Origin of the sequence: Brevundimonas sp. TWP2-3-4b1 (assembly GCF_049897665.1) — a bacterium.
Classification (GTDB): Bacteria; Pseudomonadota; Alphaproteobacteria; order Caulobacterales; family Caulobacteraceae; genus Brevundimonas; species Brevundimonas subvibrioides_B.
Genome location: NZ_JAFCWQ010000004.1, coordinates 159597 through 182344, shown reverse-complemented (window position 1 = coordinate 182344; position 22748 = coordinate 159597). Strand labels below are relative to the sequence as shown.

Sequence of the window (22748 nt, the reverse complement as noted above, 5' to 3'; positions counted from 1 at the left end):
CAGTGCGGGATCCAGGTCCCGTGCAACTGTTCGGGTTTGGAAGATCACAGCCTGACCCAGGCTCACCCACGGCCTCAAAGGGCCAAGGGGCACACGGGTTCAAGGCCGCGGCGGGCGGCTGCGCGAACAGCCGCCCGCATCCGCACTCTACAATGAAAGCAAAGACACAAGGGGTTGGCGGGTCAGTCGGCGTGAGCCGTCGCACGGACACGGCTAGCGCCGACTTCGACGTCGGCCCCTCACCCTTTCGGCTTCACGCATCGCTATCGCTCTGCGAGCCTTAAGCCCTCTCCCATCGGGAGAGGGAGAAGGAAAGGGCCGCCTCCTTGCGGAAGCGGCCCCCTGTTTTCGTCGGCGCCGTCGCGCCTCAGCTGTCGAGGAAGCTCCGCAGCTTCCGTGACCGGCTCGGGTGCTTCAGCTTGCGCAGCGCCTTGGCCTCGATCTGGCGGATGCGTTCGCGGGTCACGCTGAACTGCTGGCCGACTTCTTCAAGCGTGTGGTCGGTGTTCATGCCGATGCCGAACCGCATCCGCAGGACCCGTTCCTCGCGTGGCGTCAGGGACGCGAGCACGCGGGTTGTGGTCTCGCGCAGGTTTGACTGGATGGCCGCGTCGATGGGCAGGATGGCGTTCTTGTCCTCGATGAAGTCGCCCAGGTGCGAATCCTCCTCGTCGCCGATCGGCGTCTCGAGGCTGATGGGCTCCTTGGCGATCTTCAGGACCTTGCGGACCTTCTCCAGCGGCATGGCCAGTTTCTCGGCCAGTTCTTCCGGGGTCGGCTCGCGCCCGATCTCGTGCAGCATCTGGCGGCTGGTCCGGACGATCTTGTTGATCGTCTCGATCATGTGCACCGGGATGCGGATGGTTCGCGCCTGGTCGGCGATCGAGCGGGTAATCGCCTGACGGATCCACCAGGTCGCATAGGTGCTGAATTTGTAGCCGCGGCGGTACTCGAACTTGTCGACCGCCTTCATCAGGCCGATGTTGCCTTCCTGAATGAGATCAAGGAACTGCAGGCCGCGGTTGGTGTATTTCTTGGCGATGGAGATAACCAGGCGCAGGTTGGCCTCGACCATTTCCTTCTTGGCCTGACGGGCCTCGCGCTCGCCCTTCTGAACCGTCTGGACGATGCGGCGATAGTCGTCGATGGGCAGACCGGCCTCGGTCGCCACGGCGGCGACATCGCCGCGGATGGTGGCGATCTGGGTCGACTGGTCGTCGCTGAACTTGGTCCAGCGAACGCCCATCGCCTTGACCGTCTCCGACCAGTTGGGGTCGAGTTCGCGGGTGAAATAGGCCTTGAGGAACTCGGGGCGGGAGATGCCGTAGCTGTCGGCCAGGCGCAGCAGCCGGCCTTCCAGACCGATCAGCCGCTTGTTGATCGCATAGAGCTGCTCGACCAGGGCCTCGATGCGGTTATTGTTCAGCTTCAGCGTCTTGAGCCGGCCCGAGATGGCCGCCGACAATGTGTCATAGGCCTTGCGGTCCTTGACACTGAGGTCCTCGCCCTTGAGCCGGGTGTCGACCAGCTTCTCCTGCAGTTTGCGGAAGGCGTCGAAGTCCGAGGCGATGGCGTCCAGGGTCTCCATGACGCCGTCGCGCAGCTCCGCCTCCAGCGCCGAGATCGACATCCCGCCGCCGTCGTCGAAGTCTTCGTCCTCCTCGTCCTGCTCGGCCTTCTCGGCCTCGGCAGCGGCGTCCGAGCCCGGTTCCGGCTCGGGCTTGGGGGGGGCCGGCTGGCCAGGGATCGGGGGCTGGGGCTGGTTGTGCGGCAGGGACGCGGGGTTGAGCACGCCATAGGTTGCGTCCAGGTCGATGACCTCGCGCAGCAGGATGCGGTTGTTGGCCAGTTCGTCGCGCCAGACCATGATGGCCTCGAACGTCAGGGCGCTCTCGCACAGGCCCGAGATCATGGCGTCGCGGCCGGCCTCGATCCGCTTGGCGATGGCGATCTCGCCCTCGCGGCTCAGCAGCTCGACCGAGCCCATCTCGCGCAAATACATCCGTACGGGGTCGTCGGTGCGGTCATAGGTCGGCTTGGCATCGCCTTCGGTGACCGAAGTCTCGGCGCGCTCGGCGACATCGCCGCCCGTCGTCTCGGCGGCGTCTTCTTCCGCCTCGACAACATTGACGCCCATCTCGGACAGCATCGCGAGCGTATCTTCAATCGCGTCCGGCGTGACTTCTTCGGACGGCAGAACCTTGTTCAGCTCCTCCATCGTCACATAGCCACGCGCCTTGGCCTGCTTGATGAACTTCTTGACGCCGGCATCCGTGAGATCGAGCAAAGGCCCGTCGGTGGATGTGGACTCAGGCGGTTCCTGCGTATCAGTCATTCAGTTCAATTCTCCGCACCGTCAGGACCCCGCCGGCCCGTCGGCAAAAATGCAACATTCGTTCTGAAATAGAACGCATGCGGGCCGAGTTCGTTACGAACCAGCCTCATCATCCCAAATCATTCCGGTCTTGATGGCTCGTCGCAATGCATCGCGCTCCGCCTTCAGACGACTGAAGGCGGATGCGTCGAAAGCGTGATCCGCCCCCGACTTCGCTGACGCCAGCGCCGCGTCCAGTCCCGCAACGCGGGTCAGGGCGTCGAAGCCTTGCGACCACCGGACCCTTGCTTCGGCGAGGGGCGCATTTGCGGCCAGGAAAGGCGCGCCGGACTTTGCCGCCGCCTTCTCGACCTCGCGCACTAAAGCATCGTATCCGGAGGTCGCGAGATGGCGACGCAAGGCCGCGCTGTCAAGCGTTTGACCCCCGAAACGCAACCTGACCAGCTCCTGCGCCAGCCCGTCCAGAGCCGGATCGCCGAAGCCATGCGAGGCGATTGCCTCCAGGTGGTCGTCCATCCGCTCCGGATCCTCGATGGCGCCATGGGCCAGGGCCGCTGCGATCGGCTCGATCGATCGGGTCAGGGCGTGCATCGCCGAGGCGCCCTCCGCCGTCTGGCCGAGCTTCGGCGGCGCACCCGGCTTCCAGCGTCCGCCGGATTGCTGGGCGCGTGGCTGGGGCGCCGACCGGCCGGGGAACAGGGCATCGAAGCGGTCGAACAGCTCGCGGCGATACTGTTCGGCCAGATCCTTGTCCTGGATCGCCGCCGCCGCCGTGCGCAGCCGCCCTTTCAGCCCGGCGCGGCGCTCGGGCGTATCCAGCGGTTCGGCCTCGGCCTCGCGGCGGAACAAGACCTCGGCGAAGGTCCGCGTCTCGGTCATGGCCTGACGCAGGGCCGGCGCGCCCTTGTCTCTCAGGATGTCATCCGGATCCTGCCCGCCCTCCAGCAGGGCGAAACGGAACGATCGACCCGGCTTCAGCAGCGGCAAAGCGCGTTCGATGGCGCGATACGCGGCCCTCTGCCCCGCCCCGTCTCCGTCGAAACACAGCACCGGCTCCGACGACACCCGCCACAGCAGGGCCATCTGATCCTCGGTCAGGGCCGTGCCCATCGGCGCCACGGCCGGCAGGCCCGCGCGCTGGCAGGCGATGACGTCCATATAGCCCTCGACCACGATTACGGCCTGGGTCGATTTCGACTCCGCGCCGAGGATGCGCCGGGCCTCAGGCAGGCCGTAAAGGGTCGCTCCCTTGTGGAAGAGCGGGCTCTCCGGCCCGTTCAGATATTTGGCCCGGTCGTCGGGGTTCATCGCCCGGCCGCCGAAGCTGACCAGACGTCCGCGCGCGTCGAGGATCGGGAACATCAGCCGGTCGCGGAACCGGTCATAGGGATTGCCGCCGCCCTCCGGCGAGATCAGCATCCCCATCTCGACCAGATCGCCCGGCCTGGCCCCGCGCTGGACCAGCGCCGCCTTCAGTCCCTCGCGGTCGTTCGGCGCATAGCCGAGGCCGAACCGCTCCCACTGATCCTCCGGCAAGCCGCGCTTCTCGAGATAGTCCCGCGCCGCCTTGCCGGTCGACCGGCGCAGGTTCGCCGCAAACCATTTCTGGGCCAGGTCCATCCAGTCCGACAGGCCCTGCTTCCTGGCCTCGCGCTCGGCGGCCTGCGGATCCTCGGCCGGCATCTGCATCCCGGCCTCGGCGGCCAGCCGCTCGACCGCTTCGGGGAAGCTCAGCCGCTCGGTCTCCTGCAGGAAGGAGATCACGTCGCCATGCTTGCCCGACGAGAAGTCGTGGAAGAATCCCTTTTCGTCGTTGACGAAGAACGACGGCGACTTCTCCTTGGAGAAGGGCGACAGCCCTACCCACTCGCGTCCCTGACGCTTGAGCTTCACCGACCGGCCGATCACGTCGGACGGGCGAAGGCGGGCCTTCAGTTCCTCGAGGAAGCGGTCATCGAAACGCACCGCTCCGTATACCGCGCTCTGCGCCGCAGCGGAGCCATTAACCAGTCGTTAACCAAGAAGGCTAAACCGAGACGATAGGCTTCTGTTTTTTCAGGACATTTTTTGGTCCGAATGCGGAACTATCCACAGAAGTCAGGGTTAATCCACTGTTCCCCCGGCGCAGAAGCACCGACCTACTCTTCAAGCCAGAGCCGCTCCATGTTCATCGCCATCACCCAACCGGCAGTCGAGCCCATCGGACCCGATCCCGTCGCCGTTCCCTATGCCCCTACGGTTCACGACCTGAAACCGCGTGCGCTCCACGCGCTCCTGCTGGCCAATGCTGCCCAGCGGCGCCTGAGGGGTCTGGAGCGGAAGCGGGCCGATCGGCCGGAAGACGCCGCCTACTGGCTGCACGCCGCCCCGGTCGCGGTGAAGAAGGCTTGCGCGCTCCGCGAAGAACGCAGCTTCGCGCCGCTTCCCTAGGGTCTATCTCCAGGCAGCGCCCGAGATCGCGCCCTGCCGTCCGATCTCATAGACCGCGCTCATGGACTCGGGGCTGAAGTCCAGGGCCGAGGCCTCGGAGTCGTCCGGCAGCGCGGCGTAGCGGAAGAACAGGTCGTTCCGGTCCGCGAAAGCGTGGTTGCCCGCCAGGGTCGTCACCAGCGAAGCGCGAAGCAGGATGTCGATACTGCGGCCCAGCACGCCTTGGGGGGTGTCCTTCGTGATCCCGAAGCTCGGACTGGTTCGCCCGTTCACAACCACATAGAAGCGCGCGCCGCGCAGGGTGTCGGACGGCTCCTCGAACGACCACAGGGTCTCCGGCACCGCCAGGAAGGGCGCCGCCACCCCGCCGTCCACATGCATCTCTTCAAAACGCAGACCGGCGTTATCTGACTGGATCAGGACGGGCGGAAAGGCGCCGGGAATGCTGGCTGAAGCCACCAGCACGCTGCGAAACAGCTCCAGCGCCTGGGGCGTGCCTTGCGTCGCAATGGCGCCCAGGTCCCAGCTGACGCCGCGCTGGGAGTCGAGGTCCGTGGTCGCAACCAGTAAGACCCGCCCCTTGGCGTATTCCGCCGCGACTGCGCGCAGGACATCCTCGGTCACGAACCGCTCGACCAAGGATCGAAGAGGCGCCGATTTGTAGATGCCTGACCCGATCAGAGCGCCCAGTCCCCGGGATTGCAGCAGACCCGCCGCCGCTCCGCCGGTATAGGCTTCGGCCAGTTCGTCGTCGTAGTCGGGGCCCAGGAAGACGAAGGGCGCGGCCAGCGCCCCGGTCGAGACTCCGGTGACAACCTCGAAGTCCGGCCGCTCGCCCGTCTCGCTCCAGCCCTTCATCAGGCCTGCGGTGAATGCGCCGTTAGATCCGCCGCCGGACAGGGCGATGAAGTCCAGCCGCCCATCCTCTCCGACCGGCACCCCTTCGCGGAACGCCTGCTGGAAGATCGCCGCGCGGTCTTCGGCGTCGAGATAGACGCGGATCGGATGGTTCGGGGCCGAGATCAGCCCCATCGGCCGCGCGCCTGCGCGGTCCTGGAGGTCAAACGACGACCGGGCCCCGCTGGCGCAGGCGCCGAGCATCAGCATGAGGGCGAGGAGGGTCAGGCGAACCGGCATGGCCCTCAACCTATCACGTCAGCGCAGTTCAGGCAGACGCCGCATCAGGGAATCGCGCAGACGACGGCCGCGCTCGGCCACGCCCTTGGGGCGGACCCGCTCGCGCACCTCCAGCCCCCCGCCCCAGCGGCCGCGGGTCGCCTCGGCCAGATGGGGGTGGCGGTCGTGCTGATGGACGATGGCGCTGACCGAACCATCGGGGTTGACCACCTCGCCGTTCGCAAACGTCAGGGTCTCGCCGGGCGTCAGGCCGATGGTGGCGACCCGGCCGAAGTTCTCGCGGACCTCGGCCTCCACCAACCCCATATGCACCGCGATGTTGCAGGCGGCCTGGTCCGTGCCGAAGGCCCCGCCGATCTCCGAGCGCGGAATGGCCGCCAGCATCAGAACCATACGGCAGAACCGGGCGACCTCCCGGCGCGGCCCCATGACCGTGCCGACACAGATCGCGGGAGCCGACGCCAGATCCTGGGCCATCCGGTCTCCGGCCAGGGTTCGCAGATATTTCATGTTGAAGGCGTGGTCGCCAAGCACGTCACCCTCGACGAAGACCTCAAGCCCCGTCGGCGCCGGCGCAAATGGCGGTCGCTGGAACAGGACGTCGCGCACGTCGGTCAGCAGGACATTCCGCACCTCGGGCCTATCCGCCAGATAGCGATCGAAGGCCGCGAACCGGGCGATGACCGCGTGGGGCTCCCAGCCCTCGACCATGTCCGCCGGCAGGGCATGGACCCCGTGCTCTTCCAGCAGGGCGATCACATCGGGCCGGTCGTCGACGACCAGGGCGACCCCGCCATCGAACACCGCGCGCAGCGAGCGCACGAACGGGGCGATGTCATGGGAGTCGTAGCCGGTCGCGTAGCCCAACACGAGATCACCCGGAGCCGCCGAGACGGTTCGGGATCCTCCCCCATCCTTGCCCAGCGCGACGGCGAGCCAGCCCAGATAGGCCGAGGTCGCCGCGTGAATGGCCATTCTAGGCCTTCATCAGGTCGTTGAACCGGTCGAACAGATACAGGCTGTCCGTCGGTCCCGGTGAGGCTTCCGGGTGGTGCTGGACGCTGAACACCGGACGGCCCTTCAGCTGGATGCCGCAGTTGGTGCCGTCGAACAGGCTGACGTGGGTCTCCTCGACTGCGTCTGGCAGGCTGTCGCGGTCGACGGTGAAGCCGTGGTTCATCGACACGATCTCGACCTTGCCGGTCGTCAGATCCTTCACCGGATGATTCGCGCCGTGGTGGCCCTGGTCCATCTTCACGGTCCTGGCGCCGAGCGCGAGGGCCAGCATCTGGTGACCGAGGCAAATGCCGAAGACCGGCTTGCCGCTCTCGACCAGCTTCCTGATCTCGGGCACGGCGTACTCGCCGGTCGCCGCCGGATCACCCGGGCCGTTCGACAGGACGACGCCGTCCGGCGAGCGGGCCAGAATCTCCTCGGCCGTCGTCGTGGCGGGGACCACGGTGATCTTCGCGCCGGTCGAGGCCAGCGCCCGCAGGATGTTTCGCTTCACGCCGTAATCGACGACGACGACGGTCTTGCGCCCCTCGGTCTTCGGGTGCCCCTCCGGCCATTCCCACAGGCCCTCATCCCATTCGAACGCCTGAAGGGTCGAGGCGGGCCTTGCGAGGTCGAGGCCGACGAGGCCGGTCCAGGCCTTCGCCTGCGCCACGAGGGCGTCCAGATCGAATTGCCCGTCCGGATCGTGGGCGATCACCGCGTGGGGCGCGCCGTGGTCGCGGATGCGCTGGGTCAGGGCGCGGGTGTCGATACCCGCCAGGCCCACGACGCCGCGCCGCTTCATCCAGACGTCGAAGCTCGAGTCCGAGCGCCAGTTGGCCGGATCGGTCGGCAGGTCGCGGAAGATCGCGCCTCGCGCCGAGGTGTCAGACCCGCCGCCCATCTGTTCGATGTCTTCCACGTTGGTGCCGGTATTGCCGACGTGCGGGAAGGTGAAGGCCAGGATCTGGCTCATGTAGGACGGGTCGGTCAGGATCTCCTGATACCCGGTCATCGCCGTGTTGAAGACCACCTCGCCGAGCGCCGAGCCGGTCGCGCCGACCCCCACGCCCTGGAAGATCGTGCCGTCTGCGAGAGCGAGGACGCCAGTGGCGCCGGGGAGAAGCTTGTCGGTCATGCGCGCCTCATAGCACCGAATCCCGGCGCTCAAACGGCGGCGTGACTAGCGGGGCGAATGTCGGCGGTCAACGCCGTCGGCGGCGGTCGTCATGGCTCTGTTGCCGCGAGACGCCGCCTCCGCAGCCCGAGACCGACCCAGACGACGGTCGTCACCGCGAAAAAGGCCATCGCGATCCCCAGAAAGACCCAGCCAGACATCGCAACGGCCCAGCCGCAGAAGGCCAGGCCGCCCAGCGCCGCGATCCGCTCCGGCCAGCGGTCGGTGAACCGCATCAGGGCCACGCAGCAGAACCCGTAGACGACCAGGAACAGCACGGTCGTCGCACCGATCAGCAGACCGAACTGCCCGGCGAGCCGGGGCTGGGCACTGGCCAGGACGATGACGGTCATCAGCACGCCGTGGATCAGGGGATTGGCGGGCGGCGTCACCGCCCCGTGGCCGAAGACCCGAGGCAGGAAGCCCTGGCGGGCGCCGGCGCGGGCGGTCTCTCCGGTCAGCATCATCCAGCCGCCCAGCGTTCCCAGTGTCTTGGCCACGGCGCAGACCGCGACGAAGCCTGCCGCCCCGCTTCCGATCACCCGCACGGCCACAGCGGCGAACGGGCTGCTGGACTGCGCCAGCTCCGCCGCCGGGATGACGCCGAACACCGCGGCACTGACCGCGATATAGATGATGGCCGCCAGGGTGACGCCCACGAAGGTGGCGCGGCCGACGTTCCGTTCGGGATCCTTCAGCCTCTGGGCCACCACTCCAGCGCTTTCGAAGCCCAGGAAGGCCCAGAAGATCAGCGCCATGGAGGCCGGTACGCTCGACGTCAGACCGACGCCGGCCGGCGACCATGACGCCGCGAAGACCGCCGGGTCGAAGGCGATCGCGCCAGCGAACACCGCGATCACCAAGGGAACCAGACCGACAGCCAGGGTCAGCCCGCCGAAACGCGCCACGGCCCGGGGGCCGGCCATGTAGAGAAGGGTGGTCAGCCATATGAGGGCGACATTGCACACGGCGCCGGGCCAACGCTCCGCCAGCATCGGGACGAAGAACGCCATGTATCCGGTGGCGGCCACCGCGATGGCGACATTACCGACCCAGTTGCCGACCCAGTAGGCCAGGGACGCCTGATAGCCGAAGAAACGGCCGAGCCCCTGCCCCGCGTAGCCGGACAGGCTGTCGGCCGCAGGAAGCGTTCGCCCGAGGCCCGCGAAAACGGCGGCCAGCAGCAAGGCGCCCAATGCGGCCACGACCCAGCCCACCAGACTGGAGCTGCCGATCGACGCCAGCGAGGCCGGAAGAAGATACACGCCCGAGCCGATCATGTTGCCGGTGACGAGGAGGGCGGCGAGACCCCAGCCGAGTTTGCGATCGCCCGCCGGTTGCGCGTCGGTCATGCGGTTCCCCCTTGCCTGCCATCACTCAAGCATGGACGGCGCCGATCCGCATCTGGAACCACGCCACGGCGGCCTCGTGGCGCGGACTCAGCACACCGGTCTCATAGGCGCCCGCCGTCAGGTTCCTCTGCACGGCCTCGCAGATGGCCGCGTCCTCCGCGGTCAGCCGGTCCGATGCGACCAGCGCCTCTCCCAGCGCTCTCTCCCCGCCGTCGTTGAGGAACAAATAGTCCAGCCGCGTGCGACCCGGCCCGACCGGCGTCATCCGCTCGATCATCGCCCCGTCGCGATAGACATTGATCCCGAGGTTGGGCCACAGCCAGCCCCAGACCCCGGCCTGGGGTCCGTCGTTCACCCCGACCGCCTCCTGGATCACCAGATCGCCCTCGACCCGGACGCGGTAATCCGCCGGGCCCAGTTCGTCGGCGAGGACGGGATGGACCGAACCGATGTGGTAGCCCTCCAGATAGTTCTCGGCATAGACCTTCCAGTCGCAGTCCAGGACATGGGTGCGGCGCGCGGCCGGGCGGGCGATTTCGAACCCGCGTTCTGCCAGCAACGTCTCGAGCGGCGCGACGGTCTGACCCAGGGGCGCAGCGTCGGGGTCCAGCGTCACGAACACCAACCCGCGCCAGGTCTCCAGCCTCAGGCCCAACAGGCCGAATTCGCGGGGATCGAACCCCTCGGCGGCGCCGAACTCCGTCGCCGCCCTCAGCCGACCCTCAAGCGAGTAGCGCCAGCCGTGGTAGCCGCACACCAGTTCGCGCCCGCAATTCCCTGCGACCCCGCTGACCAGCGGCCCGGCCCGGTGGCGGCAGACATTGTGGAAGGCCCGCAGCGCGCCGTCCGCTCCTCGCACCATCAGCAACTGATGCCCTGCGACGTCGGTGGCGATCCAGTCGCCGGCGTCCGACGCCTCGGCCTCATGAGCGAGGAACAGCCACGTGTGTCCGAACAGGCCCGTGCGCTCGCGCAGCCACGCGTCGGGACATCCGTAAAGCCGTGCCGGAAGAGTGACCTGCATGGCCCGACAAGGCCCCGGCGACCCGGCGTCGTCAAGCGGCTCGACTTTCCGCAGGCTAGGCCGGGATTCGTGCACCGTCCCACGCGAAGACGCCGCCGCTGTCCGCAGGAGTCAGGCCGTCAAGGACGCCCAACAGATATCCCGCAGAGACAGCGGGGGTGAACAGGGCTTCCGGCGACACCCCTTTTTGGAACGGTTCGCTCAGACCCGTAATCACCGTCCCGGGATGCAGCCCTGCCACAATCGCATGGGGATGGGAGCGCGCCATCTCGATCGCGAGGTTGCGAACGATCATGTTCAGCGCCGCCTTGGACGCGCGATAACTGTGCCAGCCGCCCAGACGGTTGTCGCCGATCGATCCGACCCGTGCCGACAGGGCCGCGAACACAGCGCGTCGGTCGCGGGGCAGCAACGGCAGGAAATGCTTGGCGACGAGCGCCGGGCCGACGGTGTTGACGCGGTAGTCTCGCAGCAGGTGCTCCGCCGTCATCGCCCTGAAGGATCGTTCGGGCGCCTCGCCGTGGTGCAGGACGCCGGTGGCTACGAAAATCAGAACCGGAGCCGGTCCGTCCGCGATTCGCCTGGCGGCGGCGGCGATGCTGGCCTCGTCTTCCAGATCCAGTCCCGTGACCGAGCGGGACAGGCGGTGAATCGTGGCGAAACGTCCCGACGCCGCCAGCCCATCGGCCACGGCCGCCCCGATGCCGCCCGATGCGCCGACGACAACAGCGGAAGGGACGTCTGGACCGAGAGCCTGCATGCGTCCGATCAACGCGCTCCGGGGGAGAAGAACAAGCCGGCATCACGTCGCGGCCTTGCGATCCCGTAAACTTTGTAATACAAAGTGCTTTAATTATGGAGATCCACTGATGTCGCGCTCGACCCCATCCGCCTTGCTCGCCGCGCTGTTGCTCACGTGTGGCAGCGCGGCCTCCGCCGTGGCCCAAACCCCGGCCACTGCCGCTGTCGCCACTGTCCCGCCGACCGAGGAGGTGCGCAGGGCGGATCTGATCGCCGACTATTTCGCCGCCGATCCGGCCACAGCCTCGCGCGGCGCCGTCATCGTACTGGGCGGCTCGGAAGGCGGACTGGGCGGCTCAGGCCGGATGGCCCGCAGGCTTGCGGCCGACGGCTTCGACGCCGTCGCCGTCTCCTATTTCGGAGAGCAGGGTCAGACCGAGACCCTCGACCTGATCGCGATCGAGCCGGTCGATCGGGCGCTGGCCTGGCTGAACGCCCGTCCCGGCACACCCGAGCCGGTCGCCATCGTCGGCGTGTCCAAGGGGGGCGAACTGGCCCTGCTGATCGCCAGCCGGAACCCGGCCATCGCCGCAGTCGTCGCGGCCGTGCCGTCGAACGTGGTCTGGGCCGGGATCGACCGGACCGGCGGCGCGGTGGGCTCGTCCTGGACCGCCGGGGGTCAGCCCTTGCCGCATGTCCCCTACGACTTCAGCAAGGGATTCACCGGCATTTTCAACCTCTATCGCGACAGCCTCCCCGCCGCATCACCGGAGGCCGAGATCCCGGTCGAACGGATCGCCGGGCCGATCCTTCTGGTTTCGGGCGAAGCCGACACACTGTGGCCCTCGACCGAGATGGCCAATCGCGTCGAAGCCCGGCTACGGTCGCATGGCTTCGCCCATCCCGTTGAGCACCTCGCCTATCCGGACGCGGGCCACGCCGTCTTCGGCGCGCCGGTCCGCGCCGATGCGCCAGGGCTTCAGAACGTCACCGCCGTAGGCGGCACGGTGGAGGGTCTGATCGCGGCCCGCGCCGACGTCTGGCCGCGCACCCTGACCTTCCTGAAAACGGCCCTTGCGGAAGCGGAATAGCCGCCCGCGAACCGTCAGGCCGCGCGACTGCCTTCCGGCGGCTCGCCATGGGCATTGGCCTCCGGCTGACCCTTCTGCGCGTAGAAGACGATCAGAATGATGGTCCCGATCAAGGGAATCAGGCCCAACAGGACCCACCAGCCCGTCTTGCCGGTATCGTGCAGCCGCCGGATCGCCACCGCCAGCATCGGGATGAAGGAACCGAGCACGAAAATCCCCGTCAGGGGGCCGGAGGAGGAAAACTCGAACTCGCCATCGCCCATCACCGCTCGACCGGTTCCGAACAGCATGCCATCGGCGATCCCGAGGATCACGCAGGCGATGATGTAGAACAGGACGAAATACCAGAACTCCTTGCGGTCCGACCGACCGGTGAACTGGGCGTATTTCTTGTAAGGCTGCATGAAGTCGTTCATGCGTCTCTCCCCTCGCTGAGGGCTCTCGCATATCACGAATCGGCGAAATTGATATCGGCTCGACCATGACCATCACCACAGTCGGGCTCGATGCCGACGATACCCTCTGGCACAACGAGACCATCTTCCGCCTGACCCAGGCGCGGTTCCTCGATCTGCTGGGCGACCACGACAACGCGCTCATCGAAGCGCGCCTGGCCGAGGTAGAGCGCCGGAACCTGAGGCTCTACGGCTACGGCATCAAGGGCTTCACCCTGTCCATGATCGAGACGGCGATGGAGCTGTGCGAGGGTGAGCCTCCGCCGGGCGTCCTGCGCGAAATCCTCGCCGCCGGCCGCGAGATGATCGCCCATCCGGTCGAGACCCTGCCGGGCGTCGGCGAGGCCCTGCACCGCCTGTCCGAACACTATCGCCTTGTGCTGGTCACCAAGGGCGACCTGCTGGACCAGGAGCGCAAGCTGGCGGCGTCCGGCCTCGGCGATCTGTTCGCGGCCGTGGAGATCGTCTCGGAGAAGGATCGGGGCACCTATGACCGGGTCTTTGCCCGCCACGGCACGGGCGCCCACGAGGCGGTCATGGCCGGCAATTCGGTGAAGTCGGACGTCATCCCGGCCATCGAGGCCGGGGCCTTCGCCGTCCACATCCCCTATCACGTCACCTGGGCGCACGAGATCGCCGAGCCGCCGGTCGACCACCCGCGCTTCGGCCTGCTCGACAGTATCGCCAACCTGCCCGCCTGGATCGCCGAGCGGGCTCAGGCGTAGCCGAGCAGTTTCCGCAAGCCGGGCGCGTGGAACTCGACCAGCGCTTTCTGCGCGTCCGGCAAAACATCAGGGAATTCCAGGCCGTCGGGCAATTTCAGGTTTTCGCGGGCAGTCCGGCTCTTCTTCCGGTCGGCGCCGGTGACCACGCGTTCCCGCCAGTCGTCGGGGCGGACGATGCCCGCGGCTCCCAGCAACTCGGCAACCAGTCGCTCGCTCCCGGGCGCCTCGATGTCGCGGACGGCCGCAGCGAGATCCTCATAGCGAACGAGATGAACCTCCGTCCCGAGCCAGGCGGCGGCATTGTGGGTGTAGATGTCGATCAGGGCCGGCGACTTCTGGTGCACGCCAAAGATCATCATGTTCATCAGGGCCTCGGCCGAGAAGAGTCCGGGGGTCTTGAGGTGCTGGATGTTCTCCTGCTCGAACTCGTCCGAGACGAAGAAGCGAGCGCGGGCGAGCACCCAGTCCCAGGGATCCCGCACCAGCAGGATGTGCCGCGCGAACCGGATATTGGCCAGCGACTGATCGCTGAACAAAAGATGCGCCGCCGCCAGTTTGGGCGCGTTCGGATCGAAGGCGTCCAGGTGCTGGTGCATATTCGGGATCTGCACGAAATCCCGGTCGTGATGCTGTTCGATCGGGACGAACATCCGAAGCACATTGCGCAGCAAGTGCGTCCCGCCCTTGGGGATGCTGTTGACGAGCAGAGGCTGTTTCAGCGGCGTCTGGACGAAACGCGCGACCTCGGCGTCCAGCGTGTCCTGCATGCCCTTGATGATGGCCATCGGGTTCCTTGAAGGCGAAACGGAAAAGGGCGGCGGATCGCTCCGCCGCCCTTCGTCCTAACGTGGATCGTTCCGAATCAGAACGACTTGGACACGCGCATGAAGGCGCGCCGACCGTAGTAGGCCTCGGTGTACTGCGACTGCAGGATCGAGTTGCCTTGGGTGCCGACCGACACCGACGAGGCGGCCGGCGGCAGTTCGTCGAACACATTGGCGAGGCCGCCCGAGAGTTCCCAGCCGTCACCCTCGTAGCTCAAGGACAGGCTGTGGAAGCCGGTGAACTCGGCATAGGCCTTGGTCTCGGTCGTCCGGCCGTCGATGACCTGGTTCAGGTTGCCGCCGTTGCGGATGATGTCCGGGCGTGCGTCCTGGTTGCCGATCCAGTCCCAGCCCCAGAAGGCCGTCCAGGGGCCGCGTTCCAGGGTCAGGTTGACGTTGCCGACCAGTTCCGGATTGCCGATGTCGCCCAGGAAGTCCGTGCCGAAGTTGGCGAAGGTCGACTGGTTGGTCTCGAAGGTCCAGGTGGTCTGCGTATCAATGGTCACTGTGCCGAAGTCGAAGTCACGGAACCAGCGCGCCGTGAAGTCAATGCCGCGGTTGTTCTGTTCCGCGATGTTCAGATAGCTGTCGCGGACCCGATCGATCGACTTGGTGGTGCGGTTGCGATCGAACTGGTTGCAGATCGGATCGTTGGGGAAGCTTTCCGACAGATAGCAGGCCTGCAGGATGCCGGCGGCGCCGAGCACATCGACCTGGTCCTTGATGGCGATGTCGAAATAGTCGACGGCCAGGCTCAGGTCGCTGCCGACCGGCGTCAGGATGACGCCGATGACCGTGGCCTTCGAGGTCTCGGGCTCCAGCACGCCGAGGCCGCCGCCGGTGACGACCGTAGCGGTCACCACGCCGCCGGTGAAGGTCGGCAGAACCCCGCCGCCCGGTCCGGACGTGCTGGTGCAGTTCCGGTAGATCGGGCTGGTGGTCTGGATGCTGCCGTCGGCGACCCGTTGACCCAGGTTCAGGCAGGGATCGATGTTGCGCTGACCGATGAAGCTGGTCTGGTCGGCCAGATACAGTTCGAACAGGGCCGGTGCGCGGAACGAGGTGCCGTGGGTGGCGCGGACGCGGATCGAGTCCGTGATCTCCCAGTTCAGGCCGACCTTGTAGGTCGAGGCGTCACCCGAGGTCTTGGTGTCGGTGTAGCGACCCGACAGAGACATCGTCAGGCGCTGGGCGAACGGCACGTCAGCCAGCAGCGGGACCGAGAGCTCGCCGTAGACTTCGTTGGTGTCTTCCGTGCCCGCTGTGATGCCGCCGCCGGACAGGCCCCAGCTGTTGTCGGCCAGGGTGATCGGGCCGGGCGTGTCCTCGATTTCGTCGCGACGCACGTGGAAGCCGAAGGCGGCGCCCAACGGACCGGCCGGCAACTCGTACAGGGTGCCCCCGATCGTGCCTTCCAGATACATCTGCTCGTAGATCGTCTTGCCGGTGTCGGTGTCGAACAGGAAGGCCCGCTCCGCCGGCGTCAGACGACCGGCCAGGAAGTCCGGCCGGGTGAAGTCGACGTCGATACAGGGACGACCGCTGACCGGCAGGTTGGTGCCGACGCAGGAGCGCGTCTTGAAGCTGGTCGAGTCCACCGCGTCCTGCAGGATGACGTCGGTTGTGTATTCGCCGTCCGAGCGGCTGTACTGGGCGAACACGTCCCACTTCCAGCCGCCAAGGTCGCCTCGAACGCCGGCAACGGCCCGGGCGTAGTCGACAGTCTGCGATTGGTCGAAGTGGTCGGTGATCGGCGTGGCGCTGAGGATATTCGCGCCACGGAAGCCCGTGACGGGGTCGCCGCCGCCGCCGCCGTAGACAAGGTTGAGGAAGTCGGCCGTATAGGTGTAGTTCCAGAACTGGCGATAGCTGTCTGTGCGGCTCTCGCGGCGGTTCAGCAGGATCTCGGCATAGGCCTCGACGCCGCCGCCGATCTCATAGGCGCCCTCGGCGAAGACCGTGTAGCGGGTCGTTTCGGGGATGATCGATTCCTCCAGCGCGTATTCGCTGAGGTTGTTCGTCACCGCCCGCGACGGGATGTCGTAGTTGACCAGATAGAAGCCGGTCGGCGCCGTGGGATACTGTGCCGAAACAGCCGGGTTGGTCGGCCGGCGCGGGATATGCTGGCCAAGGTTGCCGTCATAGTCGAACTGGAACCGGCCCGCGCGGCCCGAGAAGTCCGGGCCGTAGACGTAGATCTGACCCCAGGTCAGGTCCGTGCACTGCGGCTGGCCGGTGCGCGGATCGATGCGGTCGGCGCGGGTGCCGGTGCCGGGCTGGAACACATACTGGTTGCGGCAGACCAGGTAGTCCCGCTCACCGGCGGCCAGTTTTTCCTGGCGGTAGTAGTCGGCCGACAGGTTCAGGTAGCCGCGATCGAAATTCGCGCCCCAAGCGGCCGAGGCGTTGTATTGCTCGCCGCCGCCCTCGATCGGAACCGTGCCGAACACATTCATCACGCCGCCGTCGCGGCCGCGCTCGGTGATCAGGTTCACGACCCCCGCCACGGCGTCCGAGCCGTAGATGGACGAGGCGCCGTCCTTCAGGATATCGACCCGGTCGATCGCCGATTGCGGGATGACGTTCAGGTCGAAGGCCGAGACTGCGCCGCGCGTGCCCGCCGGACCGGCGCGACGGCCGTTCAGCAGCACCAGGGTACGATTCGCTCCCAGACCGCGCAGCGAGATGGTCGCCGAGCCCGGCCCGCCGTCCGTGACGAAGGCGCTGGAGATCGTGGAGTTCACCTGAGCCGAGCCGGCCGCGAGCGTCGAGGACTGCAGCAGCTGCGTCGTGTCGCTGAGACCGCGCTGGCGGGCCCGGTCGGTGGTCAGGATCTGGACCGGCGATGCGCTCGTGAATTCATTGGTCGGAATGCGCGACCCGGTGACGACGACCTCTTCGACCGTCGTGGCGTCTTCATCGTCGGGATCCTGAGGCGGAGGTGGCGCGTTCTGGGCGAAGACAGGCCCGGCCATGACCAGCGCGGCGAACAGACCGGACGCGATGGCCGAGGATTGCCGCAGTCGGTTGCGGAAGAGCATGACAGTCACTCCGTAAAAATCAGGATCCGTCAGTATTATTGGCGGAGGTGCCTGATCTTGCATCGGGAGGGCGCAATTTGGCAACTCCGTTGCCATATTTTCGTCGCGCCTTCCCTGCGGCGTGTCGGAGTGAGGCGGGGAGCTGTTGCATCAACGGCACGTCAGAGCCCGCTTGCCCCGCGGGGCCGCCGTCTCTAAACGGGCCGCTTAACCGACAACCCGAACGAAACCGGCCCGCCGAACAGCGCCGCCGGCCGTTCGCACGCGAGCGAGCGAGCGAGAGACGACCCTGCGCGACGATATGATCAGCCATGACGAACGGGATGCGATGATCCGCGCGTCCTTGATGACTCATGGCGATACCGGAATCACCCCTCGCCACACTTTGTTCTACTTCAACGGCGGAGGCGACCACGACGACCTGAACGAGGTCGCCCGTCGCGCCGGCTTCCTGACCCGGGGGCAGGGCGACTCGACCGTTCTCGAAACGACCACGGCGGTGGACGAAGCCAGCTTCGCACCCGTCTCGTCGATGATGCAATCCTGGGCCGCAGCCTTCCAGCTCGACTACGATGGCTGGGAATGCGCGGTCGTGACGAACTAAGACCAGAGCGCCATGCCAAAACGTACAGACTTGAAATCCATATTGATTATTGGAGCAGGCCCGATTGTGATCGGGCAGGCGTGCGAGTTTGACTACTCGGGGGTGCAGGCGTGCAAGGCGCTGAAGGCCGAGGGATACCGGGTCATCCTGGTCAACTCGAACCCGGCGACGATCATGACCGATCCGGACATGGCGGACGCGACCTATATCGAGCCGATCACGCCGGAGTTCGTCGAGCGGATCATCGCGAAAGAGCGCCCCGACGCCCTGCTGCCGACCATGGGCGGCCAGACGGCGTTGAACACGGCCCTGGCGCTGGACGCCTCGGGTGCGCTGACGAAATACGGTGTCGAGATGATCGGGGCCAAGGCCGACGTCATCGACAAGGCCGAGGACCGCCAGAAATTCCGCAACGCCATGGACAAGCTGGGCCTCGAATCGCCCCGCTCCAAGGCGATCCACCACATCAGCGAGGCCGACGACGCCCTCGCCTTCGTCGGCCTGCCCGCCATCGTCCGCCCGTCTTTCACCCTCGCCGGCACCGGCGGCGGCATCGCCTACAACGTCGAGGAATATTACGAGATCGTCGAGCGCGGCCTCGACCTGTCGCCCACCACCGAGGTGCTGGTCGAGGAAAGCGTGCTGGGCTGGAAGGAGTATGAGATGGAGGTCGTCCGCGACAAGGCGGACAACTGCATCATCATCTGCTCCATCGAGAACATCGACCCGATGGGCGTCCACACCGGCGACTCCATCACCGTCGCCCCGGCCCTCACGCTGACGGACAAGGAGTACCAGCGGATGCGCACGGGCTCGATCAACGTCCTGCGCGAGATCGGCGTCGAGACGGGCGGTTCCAACGTCCAGTGGGCCATCAATCCCGCCGATGGCCGCATGGTGGTGATCGAGATGAACCCGCGCGTGTCGCGGTCTTCGGCCCTCGCCTCCAAGGCCACCGGCTTCCCCATCGCCAAGGTCGCCGCACGTCTGGCGGTCGGCTATACGCTGGATGAGCTGACCAATGACATCACCATGGTCACGCCGGCCTCGTTCGAACCGAGCATCGACTATGTGGTCACCAAGATCCCGCGCTTCGCCTTCGAGAAATACCCCGGCGCCGAGGCCACTCTTTCGACCTCGATGAAGTCGGTGGGCGAGGTCATGGCCATCGGCCGGACCTTCCAGGAATCGATGCAGAAGGCCCTGCGAGGGCTGGAAACCGGCCTGACCGGCTTCAACGAGATCGAGATCGACGGCGTCGTCGACATCGAGGACGAGGCCTCGGCTCGCGCCGCCGTGATCCGCGTGCTCGGCCAGCCGACGCCGGACCGCATCCTGGTGATCGCCCAGGCCTTCCGCCACGGCCTGACGGTCGAGGAGGTCAATGCCGCCTGCTCGTATGAACCCTGGTTCCTGCGTCAGATCGCGGACATCGTGCGGACGGAAGGTCACATCCGGGTGCGGGGCCTCCCGATCGAAGCCACCGGCTTCCGCAAACTCAAGGCCAAGGGCTTCTCCGACGCCCGCCTCGCCCAGCTGACGGGCACGACGGAAAAGGCCGTCCGCGCTGCCCGCCGCGGCCTGAACGTCCGCCCGGTGTTCAAGCGGATCGACACCTGCGCCGCCGAGTTCGCCTCGGCCACGGCCTACATGTATTCGACCTATGAGACCGGGGCCCTCGGCCAGGTTCCGCAGTGCGAGTCCAACCCCACGGACAGGAAGAAGGCCATCATCCTGGGCGGCGGTCCCAACCGGATCGGGCAGGGGATCGAGTTTGATTATTGCTGCTGCCACGCGGCCTTTGCCTTCGCCGACATCGGCGTCGAGTCGATCATGGTCAACTGCAACCCCGAGACCGTCTCGACCGACTATGACACCTCCGACCGGCTGTATTTCGAGCCACTGACGGCCGAGGACGTGCTGGAGCTGATCGACGTCGAGCGTTCAGCCGGAAACCTGATCGGCGTCGTCGTCCAGTTCGGCGGCCAGACGCCGCTGAAGCTGGCCCACGCCCTGCACGAGGACGGCATTCCGATCCTCGGCACCTCGCTGGACTCCATCGACCTGGCCGAGGACCGCGAGCGGTTCCAGGTCATGCTGCACGACATCGGCCTGATGCAGCCGCCCAACGGCCTGGCCCGCAGCGCCGAAGAGGCCGCACAAAAGGCGGAAGAGGTCGGCTATCCGGTCGTCCTGCGCCCCTCCTATGTGCTGGGCGGACGCGGCATGGTCATCGTCCATGACCGCGAACAGCTGGACCGCTATGTCGGCGAGGCCATGCGGGTCTCGGGCGACGACCCGGTGCTGATCGACCACTATCTGAACCGCGCCACCGAGGTGGACGTGGATGCCCTGTGCGACGACGAGGCCGTCTTCGTCGCGGGCGTGCTGGAACATATCGAGGAAGCCGGGGTCCACTCCGGCGACAGCGCCTGCTCCATGCCGCCCTTCTCGCTGTCGGCGGAGATCGTCGCCGAGCTGAAGCGCCAGACCGAGGCCATGGCCCGGGCGCTGAAGGTGCGCGGCCTGATGAACGTCCAGTTCGCCATCGAGGAACCGCACAGCGCCGAGCCGCGCATCTTCGTGCTCGAGGTCAATCCGCGCGCCAGCCGCACGGCCCCCTTCGTGGCCAAGACCATCGGCCAGCCCATCGCCGCCATCGCCGCCAAGGTCATGGCCGGCGTGCCGCTGAAATCCTTCGGCCTGACCGACGTCCCGTATGACCATATCGCGGTCAAGGAAGCGGTCTTCCCCTTCGCCCGGTTCGCCGGGGTCGACACCGTGCTGGGCCCCGAGATGCGCTCGACCGGCGAGGTCATGGGTCTGGACTGGAAGCGCGACGGCGAGGCCGACATGGCCCCCGCCTTCGCCCGCGCCTTCGCCAAGTCCCAGATCGGCGGCGGCACCACCCTGCCGGTCGCGGGCTGCGCCTTTGTCAGCGTCAAGGACGCCGACAAACCCTTCATCGTCGAGGCGGTGAAGACCCTCCTGGCCGAGGGCTTCTCGATCATGGCGACGGGCGGCACCCACGCCTACCTGGCCGAACAGGGCCTGCCGGTGACCTTCGTCAAGAAGGTGCTGGAGGGCCGTCCCAACATCGTCGATGCGATGAAGAACGGCGGGGTCCAGCTGGTCTTCAACACCACGGACGGCAAACAGGCCCTGCAGGACAGCTTCAGCCTGCGCCGCACCGCCCTGATGATGAAGATGCCCTATTACACCACGACGGCGGGGGCCCTCGCGGCGGCCCAGGCCATCGGCGCGATCAAGGCGGGCGAGCTGGATGTGCGGCCGATTCAGGATTATGCGCACTAAGCTATTCGTAAATATGAGAAAATCGTAACTCGACGGCACGTTGGCGGCATGGTTCTTCCCCTGAAAAGGGGATCCATCCATGAGAAACACACGTCGCGTCGGCGCCGGCTTCTATCTGCTGCTGGTGGGGGCCGTTCTGGCCACCTACCTGCTCCACGAGGGCGCACACTGGCTGGCCGGGACGCTTCTCGGCCACCAGATGACGTTCAACCTGAACAGCGTCAGCCCGACCGGGCCGGTGCCGATGCAGGATTTCCTGATCTTCGCCGCGGCGGGTCCGATCGTGACCCTGATCCAGGGTGTGATCGCCTTTGTGCTGATCCTTCGCCGGGACAGTCTGGCCGCCTACGCCTTCCTGTTCTTCGCCGCCCTGATGCGGGTGACGGCGGCCGGGATCAGCCTGTTCAATCCCAACGACGAGGCGAAGATCAGTCTTGAGCTGGGCATGGGTCCGTGGACCCTGCCTGTGCTCGTTTGCGGGGTTCTGGTGGGCCTGACGGTGTTGGCCAGCCGCAGGCTGCGGATCGGGTGGAAGACGAACCTGCTGACCTATCTGGTTTGCACTGTGGGGCTGAGCGCTGTGGTCGGGCTGGATATGCTGCTGAAGGGGTGAGGGCGCGGGCTTTGCCGTGGTCGACCCGTTGGCGACGATTTCGACCAGTCCGGAGCCCGCAAAAGCGCCGTGGACTCGACAGGTCGATCAGCCATTTCGAGGACAATCCGGTGGGATAACCACGACAATCCGGTAGACTAACGAGGACAACCGGGCGCGGTAGCGAGGACAATCGCGGGACTTTTAAGAGACAATCTCCGCGACATCAGCGACACAGAAGACATCGACCGACGCCTGCGTCCGCTTCTGACGCAGGCGGCTGCCAGTCTGGCCGGATGGAGCACCACCGGCTGCGCAAATATCGGGGGCCCGAGACCTGGGTCCGGGTCAGGGCGGCCTATGTCGCCGATGAGTCGGCGCCGTCGGTGGCGCGACGCTTTGACGTCGGCCTGGCCAACCTGCGGCGTCGTGCCATGGCCAAAGGCTGGACGCGAAAGACCTATGCCCGGCAGATCGACCTGAAGCCGATCCGCGGTGGGGCGGATGAGCCGGACGGGGATCTCGGGAGACCCGCCGAATGGAGCGAAGCGCCGCCCAAGGCCCCCATGAAGCCCTGGCCGAGGCGGTGCGCCGGGCGGCAGAACTGCTGAGCCTGGGCAAGACGGCGGAAGCAACCACCCTGCTCCGCGCCGCGGCGGCGCTACAGAAACTGAGGTGGGCGGGAGGCTACGGCAGGAAGAGCGTCTGAGACGGTTCAAGGTTGGCGTGCGAAAATTACCTTGGTGTTTTTCCGCAGAGCACCGCCTTGATGTTTGCGGCGGCGTCTTTCGGCTCGTTGCTTGCTTTGGTTGCGAACGATCACGGCTGGACCGTCTGCATAGACCCATCAAGCGATCCTTAATTTGCATGAATAGTCGCTTGGTAGTTGTTCTGCAGTTAACAATTACC

General features: G+C 66.6%; 18 protein-coding genes. 7 read left to right on the top strand and 11 right to left on the bottom strand.

Annotated elements, in window-relative coordinates; all coding sequences use genetic code 11:
- Positions 1 to 367: 367 nt before the first annotated feature.
- Entirely contained in the window at positions 368 to 2335 is a 1968-nt protein-coding gene (gene rpoD, locus ACP7A5_RS05390; RefSeq protein WP_426040945.1) for an RNA polymerase sigma factor RpoD, read from the bottom strand.
- Positions 2336 to 2428: 93 nt separating this feature from the next.
- Positions 2429 to 4300, bottom strand: a complete 1872-nt coding sequence (gene dnaG / locus ACP7A5_RS05385) for a DNA primase (protein ID WP_426040944.1) — start codon at positions 4298 to 4300, stop codon at positions 2429 to 2431.
- A gap of 198 nt (positions 4301 to 4498) precedes the next feature.
- On the opposite strand from dnaG, the gene ACP7A5_RS05380 reads away from it, so the two are divergent.
- Positions 4499 to 4765 carry a hypothetical protein gene (locus ACP7A5_RS05380; RefSeq protein WP_426040943.1) on the top strand — a complete coding sequence of 89 codons (267 nt, stop codon included), beginning with the start codon at positions 4499 to 4501 and terminating at the stop codon, positions 4763 to 4765.
- 3 nt (positions 4766 to 4768) lie between these two features.
- On the opposite strand, the gene ACP7A5_RS05375 is transcribed toward ACP7A5_RS05380, so the two are convergent.
- The 6 genes from ACP7A5_RS05375 to ACP7A5_RS05350 form a co-directional block, all read right to left on the bottom strand.
- On the bottom strand, positions 4769 to 5902 hold the full coding sequence (locus ACP7A5_RS05375; protein WP_426040942.1) for a patatin-like phospholipase family protein: 1134 nt from the start codon (positions 5900 to 5902) through the stop codon (positions 4769 to 4771).
- An 18-nt stretch (positions 5903 to 5920) separates the two neighbouring features.
- Entirely contained in the window at positions 5921 to 6877 is a 957-nt protein-coding gene (locus ACP7A5_RS05370; protein WP_426040941.1) for a hypothetical protein, read from the bottom strand.
- Between the two features lies 1 nt (position 6878).
- Positions 6879 to 8036, bottom strand: coding sequence for a glutamine-hydrolyzing carbamoyl-phosphate synthase small subunit (gene carA / locus ACP7A5_RS05365; protein ID WP_426040940.1), 1158 nt, complete (start codon positions 8034 to 8036; stop codon positions 6879 to 6881).
- Between the two features lie 89 nt (positions 8037 to 8125).
- Positions 8126 to 9427, bottom strand: coding sequence for an amino acid permease (locus ACP7A5_RS05360; RefSeq protein ID WP_426040939.1), 1302 nt, complete (start codon positions 9425 to 9427; stop codon positions 8126 to 8128).
- 25 nt (positions 9428 to 9452) lie between these two features.
- Positions 9453 to 10451 carry an aromatic ring-hydroxylating oxygenase subunit alpha gene (locus ACP7A5_RS05355; RefSeq protein ID WP_426040938.1) on the bottom strand — a complete coding sequence of 333 codons (999 nt, stop codon included), beginning with the start codon at positions 10449 to 10451 and terminating at the stop codon, positions 9453 to 9455.
- A 55-nt stretch (positions 10452 to 10506) separates the two neighbouring features.
- Positions 10507 to 11211 (bottom strand): SDR family NAD(P)-dependent oxidoreductase, encoded by a 705-nt coding sequence (locus tag ACP7A5_RS05350; protein WP_426040937.1) that lies wholly within the window; start codon positions 11209 to 11211, stop codon positions 10507 to 10509.
- Between the two features lie 109 nt (positions 11212 to 11320).
- Here ACP7A5_RS05350 and ACP7A5_RS05345 point away from each other — a divergent pair, with 109 nt between their 5' ends.
- Positions 11321 to 12283, top strand: a complete 963-nt coding sequence (locus ACP7A5_RS05345; protein WP_426040936.1) for an acyl-CoA thioester hydrolase/BAAT C-terminal domain-containing protein — start codon at positions 11321 to 11323, stop codon at positions 12281 to 12283.
- Positions 12284 to 12297: 14 nt separating this feature from the next.
- Here the strand turns inward: ACP7A5_RS05345 and ACP7A5_RS05340 are convergent, their stop codons facing one another.
- The gene (locus tag ACP7A5_RS05340) at positions 12298 to 12699 is read right to left on the bottom strand and encodes a DUF805 domain-containing protein (RefSeq protein ID WP_426040935.1); all 402 of its coding nucleotides are present in this window, start codon (positions 12697 to 12699) and stop codon (positions 12298 to 12300) included.
- Between the two features lie 65 nt (positions 12700 to 12764).
- On the opposite strand from ACP7A5_RS05340, the gene ACP7A5_RS05335 reads away from it, so the two are divergent.
- Positions 12765 to 13463 carry an HAD family hydrolase gene (locus ACP7A5_RS05335; protein ID WP_426040934.1) on the top strand — a complete coding sequence of 233 codons (699 nt, stop codon included), beginning with the start codon at positions 12765 to 12767 and terminating at the stop codon, positions 13461 to 13463.
- Here the strand turns inward: ACP7A5_RS05335 and ACP7A5_RS05330 are convergent.
- Complete coding sequence (locus ACP7A5_RS05330) at positions 13454 to 14248, bottom strand: hypothetical protein (protein ID WP_426040933.1); 795 nt, start codon at positions 14246 to 14248, stop codon at positions 13454 to 13456. The two genes, ACP7A5_RS05335 and ACP7A5_RS05330, sit on opposite strands and share 10 nt — an antisense overlap.
- 77 nt (positions 14249 to 14325) lie before the next feature.
- Positions 14326 to 17328, bottom strand: a complete 3003-nt coding sequence (locus ACP7A5_RS05325; protein ID WP_426040932.1) for a TonB-dependent receptor domain-containing protein — start codon at positions 17326 to 17328, stop codon at positions 14326 to 14328.
- A gap of 301 nt (positions 17329 to 17629) precedes the next feature.
- Here ACP7A5_RS05325 and ACP7A5_RS05320 point away from each other — a divergent pair, with 301 nt between their 5' ends.
- The 4 genes from ACP7A5_RS05320 (at position 17630) to ACP7A5_RS05305 (ending at position 22548) form a co-directional block, all read left to right on the top strand.
- Positions 17630 to 17932, top strand: a complete 303-nt coding sequence (locus ACP7A5_RS05320; RefSeq protein ID WP_426040931.1) for a hypothetical protein — start codon at positions 17630 to 17632, stop codon at positions 17930 to 17932.
- 12 nt (positions 17933 to 17944) lie between these two features.
- Positions 17945 to 21247: a carbamoyl-phosphate synthase large subunit gene (gene carB / locus ACP7A5_RS05315; protein ID WP_426040930.1), complete on the top strand. Its 3303-nt coding sequence runs from the start codon at positions 17945 to 17947 to the stop codon at positions 21245 to 21247.
- Between the two features lie 79 nt (positions 21248 to 21326).
- Entirely contained in the window at positions 21327 to 21860 is a 534-nt protein-coding gene (locus tag ACP7A5_RS05310; RefSeq protein WP_426040929.1) for a hypothetical protein, read from the top strand.
- A gap of 517 nt (positions 21861 to 22377) precedes the next feature.
- A complete protein-coding gene (locus ACP7A5_RS05305) occupies positions 22378 to 22548 on the top strand; it encodes a hypothetical protein (RefSeq protein WP_426040928.1) in 171 nt (56 codons plus the stop codon).
- Positions 22549 to 22748 lie beyond the last annotated feature (200 nt).